This is a genomic window from Pseudomonas sp. USHLN015, from assembly GCF_037153275.1.
Lineage (GTDB): Bacteria > Pseudomonadota > Gammaproteobacteria > Pseudomonadales > Pseudomonadaceae > Metapseudomonas > Metapseudomonas tohonis.
In genome coordinates, this window is record NZ_JBBCKP010000009.1 from 209,238 (window position 1) to 224,364 (window position 15,127).

Genomic DNA, 15,127 nt, shown 5'->3' on the forward strand with positions numbered 1-15,127 from the left:
GTCTTCTTCGGACCATGTCAAACCGCACAGGGGGCCGGCGCGCAGCCGATTCCCCGGTCCACAACGCCGCACGCGTCTATGTTCGCTACCGAACAGACGGCACGGACGCCGTCCGATAGGCTCGTCAACCTTCAAAATTGCCCTCGGGCAACACGCCGCTTCATCGAGCCGTCTACCCAGGCTCACCGCCAACACCCCCGCCTGCGCTCGAGAGGCGGGCGTGTCGTGCAAGGGACCCATATGGACAGCATTCGTACCCGCGCCTGGCTGGCGCGCCTGCATTTTCGCTACGCACAGTGGCGTACCTCACGACGCAAATTCGAGTATGAGCCCATCCTGCGCGCGGAACTGTTCAACAGCGAGCAGATGGCCGCATACGGAGCCTGGCTGGCCCAGCACCATCATGTGGGCCGGCATCCGGTGCGCGATACGCTGCTGGCACGCCTGGCGCAGAATGAAACCACCCTGGCCAGCAGCTGCCTGGCCCTCAACAGCGCGCCCGGGCCCAACCATCACGTCACACCGGCAGCGGAATGGCTGCTGGACAACTTCTACCTGGTCGAGGAACACATCCGCACCGCCAAGAGCCATCTGCCGCGTGGCTATAGTCGTGAGCTGCCACGCCTGGACAGCGGCCCTTCGGCGGGCCTGCCCAGGGTCTACGACATCGCACTGGAAACCATTTCCCACGGGGATGGCAGGGTCGACGGCGAAAGCTTGAGCCGCTTTGTCGCGGCCTACCAGAGCGTCACGCCCCTGACCCTGGGTGAGCTGTGGGCGATTCCCATAATGTTGCGCCTGGCGCTGATCGAGAACCTGCGGCGCGTCGCGTCGCGGGTCATGGTCAACTGGGACGAACACAACCTGGCCAACGACTGGGCCGATCGCCTTATCGAGACCGCCGAGCGGGACGCCAAGAGCGTGGTGCTGACAGTCGCGGACATGGCGCGCTCCGCGCCTCCGCTCACTGCGTCCTTCGTCGCCGAACTGACACGACGCCTGCAGGGGCAGAGCGCGGCGCTGGTCCTGCCCATGACCTGGTTCGAGCAGGCACTCGCCGAAAAAGGCCTAAGCATCGAGCGCCTGGTGCGTCTTGACGCCCAGCAACAGGCAGCCGAGCAGGTCTCCATCGGCAACAGCATCGGCAGCCTGCGCCTGCTCTCGGCAACCGATTGGCGCGAATTCGTCGAAAACCTGAGCCAGGTCGAACAGGTGCTGCGCGCCGATCCGGCAGGCATCTACCCACTCATGGACTTCGCCAGCCGAGATCGGTATCGACACGAGGTCGAGCGCCTGGCCAGGAACTGCGCCCGCAGCGAAGAGCAAGTCGCCGAGGCGGCTCGCCTGCTCAGCGTCGCCAACCCGGAAGCGGCCCCGGCAGGGCACGTGGGCTACTACCTGATCGACCATGGCCTCACGGAGCTGGAACGCAGCATCGGGGCGCGCATCCCCATGACTCAGCGCTGGCGGCGACTGCTGCGAAGCGCTCCCCTGGCGTTCTTCCTGACACCCGCCCTGCTGCTCACGCTGGCGCTTGCCTGGCCATTCATCGAGGCCTCGCGGCGCGACGGCACCCCTGTCTACCTGCTGATACCACTCGCCATCGGCGCGCTGCTGATGACCAGTCGACTGGCCATCGGCCTGGTGAACTGGCTGGTGACCCTGACCGTGGTACCCACTCCCTTGCCGCGCCTGGATTTCAGCAAGGGCATTCCAATGGATGCCTGCACCCTGGTTGCAGTCCCTACGCTGATCGCCAACGCCGACGACGTCGAGGAACTGGCCGAAAGCCTGGAAGTCCGCTATCTCGCGAACCGGGACAACAACCTGTACTTCGCGCTGCTCACCGACTTCCTGGACGCCCCAAGCGAGGTGACAGACGCGGATGCAGGCCTGCTGAGCCTGGCGCGTCGGCAGATCGAAGCACTCAACGCGAAGTACCCGGACAGCGAGGGAGATCGCTTCTTCCTCCTGCATCGGCCACGGCAGTGGAACCCGGCCGAGCGGACCTGGATGGGGTACGAGCGAAAGCGCGGCAAGCTCGCCGAACTCAATGCGCTGCTCCGCGGGCGCGGTCGGGAGCGCTTCGCGCTGATCGTAGGCGACATCGATGCGCTGCCTCCGATCCGCTATGTGATCACCCTGGATACCGATACCCAGTTGCCACGCGACGTCGCCCGCCAGCTCGTCGGCGCCATGGAGCATCCGCTCAACCGCGCGACCTTCGACCCGAGCCTGGGGCCGGTCGGCGGCGGCTACGCCATTCTCCAGCCCCGCATCGGCATCAGCCTGCCGAGCACGGCAAGATCCGCCTTTGCCCGCCTGTTCGGCAGCGATGCCGGCGTGGACCCCTATACGCGGGTCGTGTCGGACGTCTACCAGGACCTGTTCCGGCAGGGCTCCTTCATCGGCAAAGGCATCTACTCCATCGATGCGTTCGAGCAGGCCCTGGAAGGCTGCTTCCCGGAGAACCGCATCCTCAGCCACGACCTGATCGAAGGCTGCTACGCACGCTCAGGCCTGCTCAGCGACGTGCAGCTCTACGAAGAGCACCCCGCCCGCTACAGCGCCGACGTCAAGCGCCGACACCGCTGGATCCGCGGTGATTGGCAACTGCTGCCCTGGCTACTGCCCTGGACGCCCCGCCTCGATGGCGGCGCCGAACGCAACCGACTGAGTGCCCTCGCACGCTGGAAGATCCTCGACAACCTGCGGCGCAGCCTGGAGCCAGCGGCGTTGCTGGGCATGCTCGCCTGGGGCTGGCTGATGTCCTCACAGCCCTACCTCTGGACCTCCGCGCTGGTACTGGTGGTGCTCGTCCAACCGCTGCTGAACACGCTCCTGGAACTGCTGCGCAAGGCGCCCGAGATTCCGCTTCGCGAGCATGTGTCGGCAGCCCTTCGATCCTCCGGCATGCACTTCACCCGCGCGCTACTGAACCTGGCGTGGCTGCCCCACGAGGTGTTCTACAGTCTCGACGCGATCATCCGGACCCTGTGGCGCATGGCGGTCAGCAGGAGAAGCCTGCTGCAGTGGAATTCCTCCAGGGAGGTGGAGCGCACCACCGGCAACGACATCCTCGGCCTGTATCGCAGCCTGTGGATCGCGCCACTGCTGGCGCTGTCACTGCTGGCTCTGCTGCTGCCCGACCCCGACGTGCTGGCACTGGCCAGCCCTTTCCTGGCGACCTGGCTGGCCAGCCCCGCCCTGGCCTGGTGGCTCAGCCGCCCCGCGGCGATCGCCCATTTCTCCTGCTCCACCGACGACCTGCGCTTCCTGCATGTACTGGCGCGCAAGACCTGGGCCTTCTTCGAACAATACGTCGGCCCGGAGGACAACTGGCTGCCACCGGACAACATCCAGGAGCAGCCACGTGCCGCCATCGCTCATCGGACCTCGCCCACCAACATGGGCATGGCGCTGCTATCCCACCTGGCCGCCCATGACTTCGGCTACCTGAGCGGTGGCCGCCTGCTGGACCGCCTGGAACGGATGCTCGCCAGCATGGCCGGCCTGGAGCGACATCGCCGCCACTTCTACAACTGGTACGACACCCGTACCCTCCAGCCCCTGCCCCCGCGCTACGTTTCCAGCGTCGACAGCGGCAACCTTGCCGGCGTGCTGCTGACCCTTTGCCCCGGCCTCATGGCACTGGCCGACGAGCGACTGCTGGATAGGCGCGTGGCCGCTGGCCTGATGGACGGCATCGACGCGGTGCGGGACGTGCTGCTCGCAACCGACCTCGACGCCCGGGAACTGGCCGACCTGCGCGCAGAAGCCGAGGCGATGAGCATGGAGAGCGAGCCTGCGGACATTCCCCGGATGATCGGACTGCTGCAGAGAACGGCGGACACCACCCGCCTCCTGTCGCCCGGGGACACTACGGACGCAGCATTCTGGCTCGACCAACTGTATGGCCAGTGCATGGACCTGCAGCTGGAGCTGCAACGCTTCCAGCTGCCGGAGCCCCTTCAGGCGGGCCACGCGGAACAGGCCACCTGGCGCCAGATGGCACAGCTGGATACCCGCCTCTGGGCCCCCGAACACCAGGACAGGGTGCAGGCGGTACGTGAGCTCGCCGCCGTGCGCGTGCAGGCGCTGGAGCGGCTGGTACAAATGGCAGTCACGCTGGCGGACATGGATTTCACCTTCCTCTACGACACCCGCCGAGACCTTTTCGTGATCGGCTACAACGTCGATGAGCGGCGACTCGACGCTGCCTTCTACGACCTGCTCGCTTCGGAGATGCGCCTGACCAACTTCGTGGTCATCGCCCAGGGCCAGTTGCCCCAGGAGGGTTGGTTCACCCTCGGCCGGCTGCTGACCAGCAATGGCGGAGTGCCGGTGCTTCTGTCCTGGTCCGGGTCTATGTTCGAGTACCTGATGCCGCTGCTGGTGATGCCCGGCTACGAAGGCACGCTGCTCGACCAGACGTGCCGCGCGGCGGTGGCCAGGCAGATCGAGCACGGCAACCAGAACGGCATTCCCTGGGGGGTTTCCGAATCGGGCTACAACACCCTAGACGCACAGTTCAACTACCAATACCGCGCCTTCGGCGTACCGGGGCTTGGTCTCAAGCGCGGCCTCGGCGCGGACAGGGTGGTGGCGCCCTACGCCAGCGTCCTGGGCCTGATGGTTGCCCCCGAAGCAGCCTGCAGAAATCTCCAGCGTCTCGCATCGCTGGGTCTCGCGGGCCGCTTCGGCCTCTATGAGGCGGTGGACTTCACGGAAGCGCGCCTGCCCCGTGGGCAGTCCTCTGCCATCGTCCGCTCCTTCATGGCCCACCATCAGGGCATGAGCCTGCTGGCACTCACCTGCCTGCTGCTGGACCGCCCGATGCAACGTCGTTTCGAATCCGTACCACAGTTCCAGGCCACCCTGCTCCTGCTGCAGGAACGTGTCCCCAAGACCGCGGCCCAGTACATCCACGCCACCAACGCGCCGGCCGACGAAGCCACGCGCCTCAACGACACCAAGCTGCGCGTCTACACCGATCCAGGCCGCAAGCGCCCCGCCGTGCAGTTGCTCTCCAATGGCCGCTACCACGTGATGCTGAGCAATGCCGGCGGCGGCTACAGCAGACGCCGGGATCTGGCGATCACCCGCTGGCAGGAAGACTTCACCCGTGATGGCCACGGCATGTTCTGCTACCTGAGGGACGTCGCCAGTGGCGCCTACTGGTCGGCCGCGCACCAGCCGACCCTGCGTCGCCCCGAATTCCATGAGGCCATCTTCACCGACGCCCGAGCCGAATTCCGCATTCGCGAATGCGACTTCGACAGCCACATGGAGATCGTCGTATCCCCGGAGGACGACATCGAACTGAGGCGCCTGCATCTCACAAACCGGGGCCGTACGCGGCGGAGCCTGGAGCTGACCAGCTATGCCGAAGTGGTGCTGGCTTCCGCCCTGAGCGACGCGATGCACCCGGCTTTCAGCAACCTCTTCGTGCAGACCGAGTTGCTGCGCCCGCTCCAGGCCATCGTCTGCACCCGCCGGCCCCGCGCCAGCGACGAGGCAGTGCCCTGGATGTGTCACCTCCTTGCGGCGCACGGCGTGGACATCGACAGCATCTCCTACGAGACGGACCGTGCCCGCTTCATCGGCAGGGGGCGCACCGTGGTCGCTCCAGCTGCACTGGCCGAAGGCATGGACCAGCTCTCCGGTACTGCCGGCCCGGTACTGGACCCCATCGTGGCCATCCGCTGCCGGATCACCCTGGACCCCAACCAGACTGCCACCATCGATCTCGCGACCGGTATCGCGGACAGCCGCGAAGACTGCCTGCACCTGATCGAGAAATACCGCGACCGCCATCTGGCCGACCGCGTCTTCGACCTCGCCTGGACCCACAGCCAGGTGCTGCTGCGCCAGCTCAACGCGACGATGGCAGATGCCCGCCTGTTCGAGCAGATGGCAGCCGGCATCCTCTATGCCAACGCCGCGCAGCGCACCGACCAGGCGACACTGATGGCCAACCGGCGCAACCAGTCAGGTCTATGGGGCCAGGGCATATCCGGCGACCTGCCCATCGTTCTGGTGCAGATCGCCGCTCCCGCCAGCATCGAACTGGTCAGGCAGATGGTGCAGGCCCATACCTACTGGCGGCAGAAGGGCCTGGAGGTGGACCTCGTGATCTGGAACGAGGACCAGGCCGGCTATCGCCAGCATCTTCAGGACCTGATCATGGGACTGGTCACCTCAGGCAGCGAAGCCAATCTGGTGGACCGCCCCGGCGGCATCTTCGTGCGCCCCGCGCAACAGCTTTCGGGCGAGGACCGAACCCTGATCCTCGCGGTGGCCCGCCTGGTGATCAACGACAGCAAGGGTAGCCTCGCCGAGCAGGTCCAGAGGCGCCGGGCCGAGCCTTCGCTGGGCCGATTCGAACCCTCCGTCGCGCCCCCACAGCCACGTGCGCTGCCGCAAGACCCGCCCCGCCCCCTGCAGCGGATGCTGACCAACGCCTATGGCGGCTTCAGTGCCGACGGCTGCGAGTACATCATCGAGGTGCAACGCGATCACCCCACCCCGGCGCCCTGGGTCAATGTGCTGGCCAACCCGCAGCTCGGCAGCGTCGTCTCCGAAAGCGGCAGCGCCTACACCTGGGGCGAGAACGCCCATGAGTACCGACTCACGCCCTGGCACAACGACCCGGTCAGCGACCCTAGCGGCGAGGCCCTCTACCTGCGCGACGAAGACAGCGGTCACTACTGGTCGCCCACGCCCCTGCCCTGCCCGGGTCGCGGTACGTATCGCATCCGCCATGGCTTCGGCTACAGCGTCTTCGAGCACGAGGAGAACGGAATCCATACCGAGCTATGGGTCTACGTGGCCCTGGAGGCGCCCATCAAGTTCTCCCGGCTCAGGGTGCGCAACAGCTCCGGCCGCCCCCGCCGGCTGAGCATCACCAGCTACGTGGAGTGGGTGCTCGGCGACCTGCGCAGCAGATCGGCCATGCACCTGGTCACCGAGGCCGACCCCTTCAGCGGTGCGCTGCTCGCGCGCAACGCCTACTCGATCGACTTTTCCAGCCGAGTGGCATTCCTCGATGCCGATACGGAGAACCCGGGATTCACCGGCGACCGCACCGAGTTCATCGGACGCAACGGCAACCTGGCATCTCCGGCCGCAATGGAGCGCGCACGCCTGTCCGGTCGCACCGGCGCGGGCATGGACCCTTGCGGCGCGCTCCAGGTACCGCTGGTGCTGGCCGAGGGTGAAAGCCGCGAAATCGTCTTTCGTCTGGGTTTCGAGAACGACGCCAAGGCCGCCAACCTTCTACTGCTCAAGCACCGAGGCACACTGGCCGCCATCAGCGAACTGGACAAGGTGCGCAAGCACTGGCGCGACACCCTGGGTGCCATCCGCATCGAGACACCCGACCCATCCATCGACTTCATGGCCAACGGCTGGCTGATGTACCAGGTCATCGCCAGCCGCTTCCTGGCGCGCAGCGGCTATTACCAGTCCGGCGGCGCCATCGGCTTCCGCGACCAGTTGCAGGACTGCATGGCGATGATCCATGCCGACCCTGTCTCCGTGCGCCGCCACCTGCTGCTCTGCGCCGCGCACCAGTTTCCCGAGGGCGACGTACAGCACTGGTGGCACCCCCCGCGGAACAGGGGCGTGCGCACGGGTTGTTCGGACGATTTCCTCTGGCTGCCGCTGGCCACGAGCCGCTACGTCCAGGTCACCGGGGACAGCGGCGTTCTGCATGAGAAGGTCGGCTATATCGATGGCCGTCGGCTCAACGCGGGCGAGGAGTCCTACTATGACCTGCCGGGCCACTCGCCTCTGGAGGAAAGCCTGTACCAGCACTGCGTGCGTGCCATCGAGAACAGCCTGCCGCGCGGTGAACGCGGTCTACCACTGATGGGTTGCGGTGACTGGAACGACGGCATGAACCGGGTGGGCGAACAGGGACGGGGAGAAAGCGTCTGGCTGGGCTTCTTCGGCCACGAGGTCCTGCTGCGATTTGCCGAGATGGCCCGACTGCTAGGCGACACCGCGTTCGCCCAGCGTTGCACCGAGCAGGCGCAACGGCTGGGCGCCAGCCTGGAAGAACACGGCTGGGACGGGGACTGGTATCGACGCGCCTACTTCGACGATGGCCAGGCGTTGGGGTCGTTCCGCAACGAAGAGTGCCGGATCGACTCCATCGCCCAGAGCTGGGCGGTATTGTCCGGCGTCGCGTCGGACGACCGCGCACGCCGCGCCATGGCCGCGCTGGATGAGCATCTGGTTCGCCGCGAAATCGGCGTCGTGCTGCTGCTGGACCCGCCCTTCGACCGCAGCTCGCTGGACCCAGGCTACATCAAGGGCTACGTGCCAGGTGTCAGGGAGAACGGCGGCCAGTACTCCCACGCCGCAGTCTGGGCAAGCATGGCGTTCGCCCGACTCGGCGACCGCGATCGGGCCTGGGAACTGCTGCACATGATCAACCCCGCCGGCCAACACGGTACGACGCGGATCGAAACCTACAAGGTGGAACCCTACGTGATGGCGGCGGACGTCTACGGCGCCGCGCCCCATGCAGGCCGTGGCGGCTGGAGCTGGTACACGGGTTCGGCCGGGTGGATGTACCGCTTGATCATCGAATCCTTGCTGGGCCTGCAGCGCAGTGGCACCAGGATGCGCGTCCAGCCGCTGCTGCCTGCGCATTGGCCGGGCTACACCCTGCACTACCGATTCGGAGAAACGCGCTATCGGATCGAGGTCCGCCCCGCCGTCAGCGGTGGCGGCTCGCTGAGCCTGAACGGACAGGTACAGGCCGACGCGACCCTGGAATTGCAGGACGACGGCGGGGAGCACCAGGTCCTGGTGCTGTACCACGCGCCCTCTACAAGCCTGGAGAGGGCCTGACGGGGCGCGCTCAGGGTGCGGGGGGGCCCACGAAGGGCGCGGCGCCAGGCGCGGGCTGGGGATGCGGGGCGACTGCCGGCGGATCGCTTGGATCAGGGAAGGAATAGCGCTCGGAGCGCGAATAGATGGGCCGCTGCGGAGCCCGCCCCGTCGTGTTCTCAGGACGTGAGCAGTTGATATGGAGCGTGCTGTCGCTGTGGCTTGACGTCTTCATGGTGCCCTCGAAGGCAGCCCGGCTCTGCTGGAATGTGACGCACCGGGACCTTGAGCTTAGCGAGACCCGCATGCGGCTTCGGTGCGTTGGCACGCTTAACGGGCAACCGGGTAGCGCAGACAGGCACTATCGAAATCTTCCAGGACACGGGAAGCGTGGATCAGGTCCATACCGGACGCGTACAACGTCGCATGGCGGCGCTGCCCCAGGCACGGGGCCAGCAGGTGAATGACGGTCGGGGTGTCCTCCGGGGCGTGCTCGCGCCGTATCAACCGGATCACATTGCCGCTTTCCCGGGCAATGACGAAGTAGAAGGAAGCCGCGTGCCCTGCCCCCCTCCGGCCGCTCATGGCTGTGGCCCCTGGTGTAGCGGCTCGCCGGCGGGCCCAGGGATATCCTTCTCGTCGGCTTCCAGGCTACGCCTGAGCAACAACTGCCCTGCGGTGACCTGAAGCGGGAAGCGCCTTGCCACAGGCTTGCCGGGCCGACGGACCAGATTTGGATCGGAATGTCTGTTCATCTCTACCTCACAAGGCTTCGCAGGTGCGACGCTCCTGGCGAGCATCGCAGATGCTGCCGCCGGCCTCGGTGCGTCAGGGCGCTTAGGGCCGATATAAGTGCTCCAACGCACCGACACCCCCGGGCGAAGTCTGCAATCGTACGGACGACCTCAACCCAGACCCGAGAAGCACCATGACCGTTTCGATTGCAAGTGCCACCCCCCCACCGGGCCACATACCCGAAACCGCGCACGAACGAGCGATGCGTGAACGACGGACCCGCGAGCTAGAGCAGTTCCTGATCGCCGTCGACGCCATCATCAGAAAACGCAGCGAGCTTTCCCCGGAAGAACGCAGCAGCGCTGCGAGTGATCTGCAAGCCCGTTACGAAGCGGCACGCAACGCCATGGATGCGTTGCAGGCATCACTCGCCCGCCGCGCCATCCGTAGCCTGCAGCCGGAAGCCTGCCAGACGACCGGTGCCGAGCTCCTGAAGGCCTGCAGGCTGGAACGACGCTACGAGTAGAGTCCCACGCCCACGGTAATCACCTGCCTCGCGTCATCCGGATCGTTTCCCAGTCCAAATGAACGCTCCGCCACCACGGAGGACGGAGGGACTCATGCACAAGCCAGAGGAAGACCGCATGGACGCGCTCGAACCGAGCCCCGACGATCCGCCGGAACGGCGCAAATCGACACAGGACAAACGCCTGCTCCTTGAAGCACTGCGCGCCGAAATCGCCCTCTACGACAGGCAGCTGTCCTTGCCCCTGGACACTCCCGGCAAGCCCGACAGGCGCTAGCGTGTCGCCCCCTCATCGAGGCCTTGCCATGAAAGGTTTCTTGCTAAGGCGCAGCGGCATGCCGCTGTAAGTCGGCAACTCGCCGGACCAGTGGCCATCCCTAGCCAGCCAGAGCTCGCCCCCTTCCCTGAGCTTGAGTTCCAGCTGGATCTGCATGACCAGCGCGTGAAGCTGGTCAGGATCGGTCATTGCACCGGCGGCAACCACTCTCAGGCAGCGATTGCCCTCCCGCTCCAGGCACACCACCAGGCTACCGCCCGGTCGTGCGCTCAGGGTCACGCTGTAGTCGGGAAAAAGTCTGGCGATATAAGTAGTGAGAGGTTTCATGGTGGCCCCTGGGAGCGTCGGATCGGTCAGCTGTCCTGCAGGCTGCACGAGCCAGAACCTGGCGTCTGTACGGCAGCGCACCCAGGGAGAGCGGCAAGACTCCGTACGCAGAGCCACAGGAGGAGTAGTCTGAAGCGTCCGGGACCTTCACTTCCCCAAGGCGACCATCATGACGCTTTCACCCGAACCACAGCGCAACCACCTCCTGTCCGCATTGCCGGACGACGCGCGCAAGCGCCTGCAGCCCTACCTCGAGCTCGTCGAGTTCCCGCTGGGCAAGGTGCTCTACGAATCCGGCGGTGCCATGCGCCACGTGTATTTTCCCATCGACGCCATCGTTTCCCTGCTCTACGTCATGGAGAACGGCGCGTCGGCGGAAATCTCGGTGGTGGGCAACGAAGGAATGATCGGTATCGCGGTGTTCATGGGCGGCGAAAGCACGCCCAGTCGCGCCATCGTGCAGAGCGCAGGCTACGCCTATCGGTTACCGGGGCAGCGCTTGAAGGACGAGTTCAACCGCCATGGAGAGATGCTGCAATTGATGCTGCGCTACACCCAGGCGCTGATCACCCAGATGGCGCAGACCGCCGTCTGCAACCGCCACCACTCCATCGACCAGCAGTTGTGCCGCTGGCTGCTGCTGTCGCTGGACCGGCTGTCGGGGAACTCGCTGAACATGACCCAGGAACTGATCGCCAATATGCTCGGGGTCCGTCGTGAAGGCGTTACCGATGCTGCTGGAAATCTGCAACGCCAGGGCGTGATCGAGTACAGCCGGGGCCACATCCGGGTGCTGGACAGGGCCAGGCTCGAAGCATTGAGCTGCGAATGCTACGCGGTGGTGCGCAAAGAGACCGAGCGCCTCCTGCCCTACCTGCCGTCCCAGGCCACTGCCTGAACGGCAGTGATCCAGTCTCGCCCCCACCGCCTACCGGAGCCCCGGCTCGATCAGCAATGTGAGGCCCGTAACATCGATAGAGAGGGGGCGCAGGTTAATCTGCGCCATGCACAACCCGAGCGGTGCAACGCCCCGTTTTCCAGGCACCGCAGAACCGAACAGGGACGAAATGAGATTCTCCGATGAAGTCGCAGCCGCCTTTCCGGCCGCCAATCCGCTGCCCAGCCTGTTGCGCCAGGCCATCGAACTGATGGAAGCGCGCGGCTGCGTCCGCACGCTCCCAAGCGGGGCCCGCTACATGACCCTGCACCCCGAGCCCGAGTTCAGCGACATCTCCACCACCTCCATCCACGTACCGGACCCAACCGACACCCGCGCCTGGACCAACAGCGAAGCCCCCGCGGTGAACGAGCGGCTGGTGATCTTCCTCAGGACCGGCGGTGACGGCTCCTGGGCGGGCCTCTGGCTGGACGACGCAGGCCAGCAGCGCATCGTCCACCTGGGCTCGGGCTCCGGCTCGGTGATGCTCTGCGTGCTGACGCAGACCATCGAAGACCTGCTGCGCCTGCTCGCCATCGGCTACGACGAACTCTGCTGGCCGGAGCAGTTCGGTGTGACACCCCGGCAGATCAAGGACGCCGACTACGAAGACGCCGACTACCCACCGCCCCCACGCCTGTTCCGCGAGCATGTCGAGCGCACGCTGGGGCTGAGCATCCCGCCGCGCGCGAAGGAAATCATCCACAGCACCGCGAGCATGGACGACGAGGAATCGAGCGATCCGTTCTGGAACTGGCTGAAGCGGGTTCGAGGGGATTGATGGTGCCGGGCGCGCCGCTCTGATCCGCTCAGCGCGGCACACCCGCTTTGGGCTCTTGGAGGAGCGTTACCAGCCACCGCACACTCCGGATGTAGGGTGTGCTGCGCGCACCTGGGGCTCACCGAAAGCACCGAGCGGAGGTGCGTACAGCACACCCCATGGCACGAACCCTCGAGTACAGGACGACCGCTGAAACGCCCTGTCGATGGAGGCCAGGCCGGAGCGAATTTCAAAGTCCCGCCTTCCCCGACCTGGCCCGCCAAAGCGGGCCAGGCCTCCCCCTCAGAAGGTCAACGATCCCAGCCCCATGCCCGGATCACTGAAGCCCGCGCGGCCGTCTTCCATGCGCCCGCTGAAGCGGCGCAGGAAGCCTTCCACGCCTTGCGCGCGGACGCTGAAGTCGTACCAGTTGCCGCTGCTGCGCAGCGAGAAGCGCACTTCCCTGCGCTGGCCCGGCGGGACGGTGAGGGTCTGGCTTTCGCCCCGGTAGTAGACGTTGTCCTTGAGGGTCAGCTTCAGCGGCTGGCGGCCACGGTTGATCAGTTGCACCTGCAGCCTGCCGAGCGTGGGCTGGTAGTCGACGCGCACTTCCGGCAGCGGCGCCTTTCGGTCCGAGGCGTCGCGCCGCAGGTTGCCGCGGAACACCCGCAGGAAGCCGTTCGGGCCGTGCACTTCCAGGTGGTAGTCGCCGCTGGCGTCGCCCGGGAAGCTGTCATGCAGGCGTCGGTGCGCGCCCACCGTGTAGCGCTTCGGCGCGCTGACGCTGTCCAGCAGGTTGAACACCTGGAACACCGCACCGGCCTTGCCGGTGTTGGCGAAGGTCAGGCTCAGCGCCGCCTCGCCACTGCGGTAGCGCGCGTGCACGCCCAGTTCATAGGGCAGCGCCCGGGCACGGCGGATGCCCATCTCCTGCACGGGCATGGCGGCCACCGCCGGCGGCCTGGGTTTCGGCAGCTTGATCTGGCTGGCGACGATGGCGTCGGCCTGGCTGGTGTCCGGCAGCCCCGGGAACGACCCGTTGGGATGGGCGAAGTCGAAGGCCGAGGTCAGGTCGCCACACACGGCGCGGCGCCAGGGGCTGATGTTGGGCTCCATGACGCCGAAGCGCTGTTCGAGCAGGCGAATCACCGAGGTGTGGTCGAACACCTGGGAGTTGACCCAGCCGCCCTTGCTCCACGGCGAGATCACGTACATGGGCACGCGGGGGCCGAGGCCGTAGGGCTGGTTGCGGTAGCGGGTGTCGCCCAGGGTGTGCCATTCGAGGGTAGCGTCGGCGGTGGTCTTGCCGTGCAGCGTGCCGTCGGCGTTCAGGCTCGGCGCGGCAGGGGGTGCCATGTGGTCGAAGAAGCCGTCGTTCTCGTCGAACATCACCAGCAGCGCGGTCTTGCTCCACACCTCGGGGTTGGCGGTCAGCGCATCCAGCACCCAGGCGGTGTACTCGGCGCCCCAGATCGGGCTCGACGGGCCGGGGTGCTCGGAGTACTTGGCCGGCGCCACGATCCAGGACACCTGCGGCAGCGTATTGGCCAGCACGTCGCGCTTCAGCGCGTCCAGCTTCCAGGTGCTCAGGCCATTGACGATCAGCGGCGAGTCCGGCCCGGCCGCGCGGTACTGGCGGAAGCCGATCAGCGGGTTGTCGGAGAAGTTGTCCGCCATGTCCTGGTACACGCGCCAGCTGATGCCGGCGGCCTGCAGCCGTTCCGGATAGGTGGTCCAGGTGTAGCCCTCTTCCACCGGGCCTTCGCTGTCGTGGTCGTTGGTGGTCACCGGCCCGCCGTGCTGGCCGAGCGGGTCGTTGGTGCCGGTCCAGAGGAACAGGCGGTTGGGGTTGGTGCCGCCCTGGAACGAGCAGTGGTAGGCATCGCAGACGGTGAAGGCATTGGCCAGGGCGAACTGGAAGGCGATGTCCTGCTCCTTGTAGTAGCCCATGGAGCGCTCGGTCTTGGCCGGCAGCCACTTGTCCATGCGCCCCCCGTTCCAGGCCTGCTGGGCGTCGGGCCAGGTGTGCGGGGTGCCATCCACGCGCTGGGCGCTGGTGGTACGGGTGTCGAAGTGGTACGGCAGGATCTCGCCCTTGCTGCCCTTCTGGTGCCATACGCGCTGGCCGTCGGGCAGCGGGATCGCCATGCGGTCGCCGAAGCCGCGCACGCCCTTGAGCGTGCCGAAGTAATGATCGAACGAACGGTTCTCCTGCATCAGGATCACCACGTGCTCGATGTCCTTGAGGTTGCCGTGGCGGCGGTGCGCGGGGATCGCCAGCGCCGCCTGGATGCTGGCCGGCAGCATGCTGCTGGCGACGGTGGCACCCACCGTGCCGGCCGCCAGGCGGATGAAGCTTCTTCTGCTTTTCGAAATCATCGGGGAACTCACCAGGTCGTATGAGTGGCAAAAGGCTGCTGAGCGCTTCCATGACGCTGGCAGCGAGATGTTCGAACACAGGCGACGCTAGTAATGGAAAAAGACGCTTTGGTTTCAACACGCCTTGCAACAGCGATTCATGCCAACCCGATCACGTTTACAGGCCATGTTTTTGGTCTAGGCCAGCTTTCGCTTGACAGGTTCGGCCGATTGGAAAAGCCCAGGATAGAGCGGTTCCTGACATCGCCGTGCCAGTACGCAGCGCCGATTCCGAGTGGTACAGACCAACCTCGGAAAAGCGCATGACAGCCGCTCGGTGTGGCGGCGGTTGCAGGGTGGATGACG

At 66.2% G+C, this 15,127-nt stretch carries 7 protein-coding genes; 5 read left to right on the top strand and 2 right to left on the bottom strand.

Annotated elements, in window-relative coordinates; translation table 11 throughout:
* Positions 1-240: 240 nt before the first annotated feature.
* From WFQ67_RS19570 to WFQ67_RS19580, 3 genes are all read left to right on the top strand, one after another.
* On the top strand, positions 241-8,862 hold the full coding sequence (locus WFQ67_RS19570; RefSeq protein WP_337057940.1) for a GH36-type glycosyl hydrolase domain-containing protein: 8,622 nt from the start codon (positions 241-243) through the stop codon (positions 8,860-8,862).
* Between the two features lie 907 nt (positions 8,863-9,769).
* Positions 9,770-10,102, top strand: coding sequence for a hypothetical protein (locus WFQ67_RS19575; protein WP_213625106.1), 333 nt, complete (start codon positions 9,770-9,772; stop codon positions 10,100-10,102).
* 94 nt (positions 10,103-10,196) lie between these two features.
* A complete protein-coding gene (locus tag WFQ67_RS19580; protein ID WP_213625107.1) occupies positions 10,197-10,379 on the top strand; it encodes a hypothetical protein in 183 nt (60 codons plus the stop codon).
* 12 nt (positions 10,380-10,391) lie between these two features.
* Here WFQ67_RS19580 and WFQ67_RS19585 read toward each other — a convergent pair whose 3' ends face one another.
* Positions 10,392-10,706, bottom strand: a complete 315-nt coding sequence (locus tag WFQ67_RS19585) for a DUF3509 domain-containing protein (RefSeq protein WP_213625108.1) — start codon at positions 10,704-10,706, stop codon at positions 10,392-10,394.
* Between the two features lie 169 nt (positions 10,707-10,875).
* On the opposite strand from WFQ67_RS19585, the gene WFQ67_RS19590 reads away from it, so the two are divergent.
* The gene (locus WFQ67_RS19590; protein WP_213625109.1) at positions 10,876-11,604 is read left to right on the top strand and encodes a Crp/Fnr family transcriptional regulator; all 729 of its coding nucleotides are present in this window, start codon (positions 10,876-10,878) and stop codon (positions 11,602-11,604) included.
* 169 nt (positions 11,605-11,773) lie between these two features.
* A complete protein-coding gene (locus tag WFQ67_RS19595) occupies positions 11,774-12,424 on the top strand; it encodes a hypothetical protein (protein ID WP_337057941.1) in 651 nt (216 codons plus the stop codon).
* A gap of 282 nt (positions 12,425-12,706) precedes the next feature.
* On the opposite strand, the gene WFQ67_RS19600 is transcribed toward WFQ67_RS19595, so the two are convergent.
* Complete coding sequence (locus WFQ67_RS19600; protein ID WP_337057942.1) at positions 12,707-14,782, bottom strand: phosphocholine-specific phospholipase C; 2,076 nt, start codon at positions 14,780-14,782, stop codon at positions 12,707-12,709.
* Positions 14,783-15,127 lie beyond the last annotated feature (345 nt).

Bases quoted from the DNA above. Each gene is read 5' to 3' on its own strand.
- WFQ67_RS19595 (WP_337057941.1), top strand. From the start codon at position 11,774: ATGAGATTCTCCGATGAAGTCGCAGCCGCCTTTCCGGCCGCCAATCCG.
- WFQ67_RS19600 (WP_337057942.1), bottom strand. From the start codon at position 14,782: ATGATTTCGAAAAGCAGAAGAAGCTTCATCCGCCTGGCGGCCGGCACG.
- WFQ67_RS19570 (WP_337057940.1), top strand. From the start codon at position 241: ATGGACAGCATTCGTACCCGCGCCTGGCTGGCGCGCCTGCATTTTCGC.
- WFQ67_RS19585 (WP_213625108.1), bottom strand. From the start codon at position 10,706: ATGAAACCTCTCACTACTTATATCGCCAGACTTTTTCCCGACTACAGC.
- WFQ67_RS19575 (WP_213625106.1), top strand. From the start codon at position 9,770: ATGACCGTTTCGATTGCAAGTGCCACCCCCCCACCGGGCCACATACCC.
- WFQ67_RS19580 (WP_213625107.1), top strand. From the start codon at position 10,197: ATGCACAAGCCAGAGGAAGACCGCATGGACGCGCTCGAACCGAGCCCC.
- WFQ67_RS19590 (WP_213625109.1), top strand. From the start codon at position 10,876: ATGACGCTTTCACCCGAACCACAGCGCAACCACCTCCTGTCCGCATTG.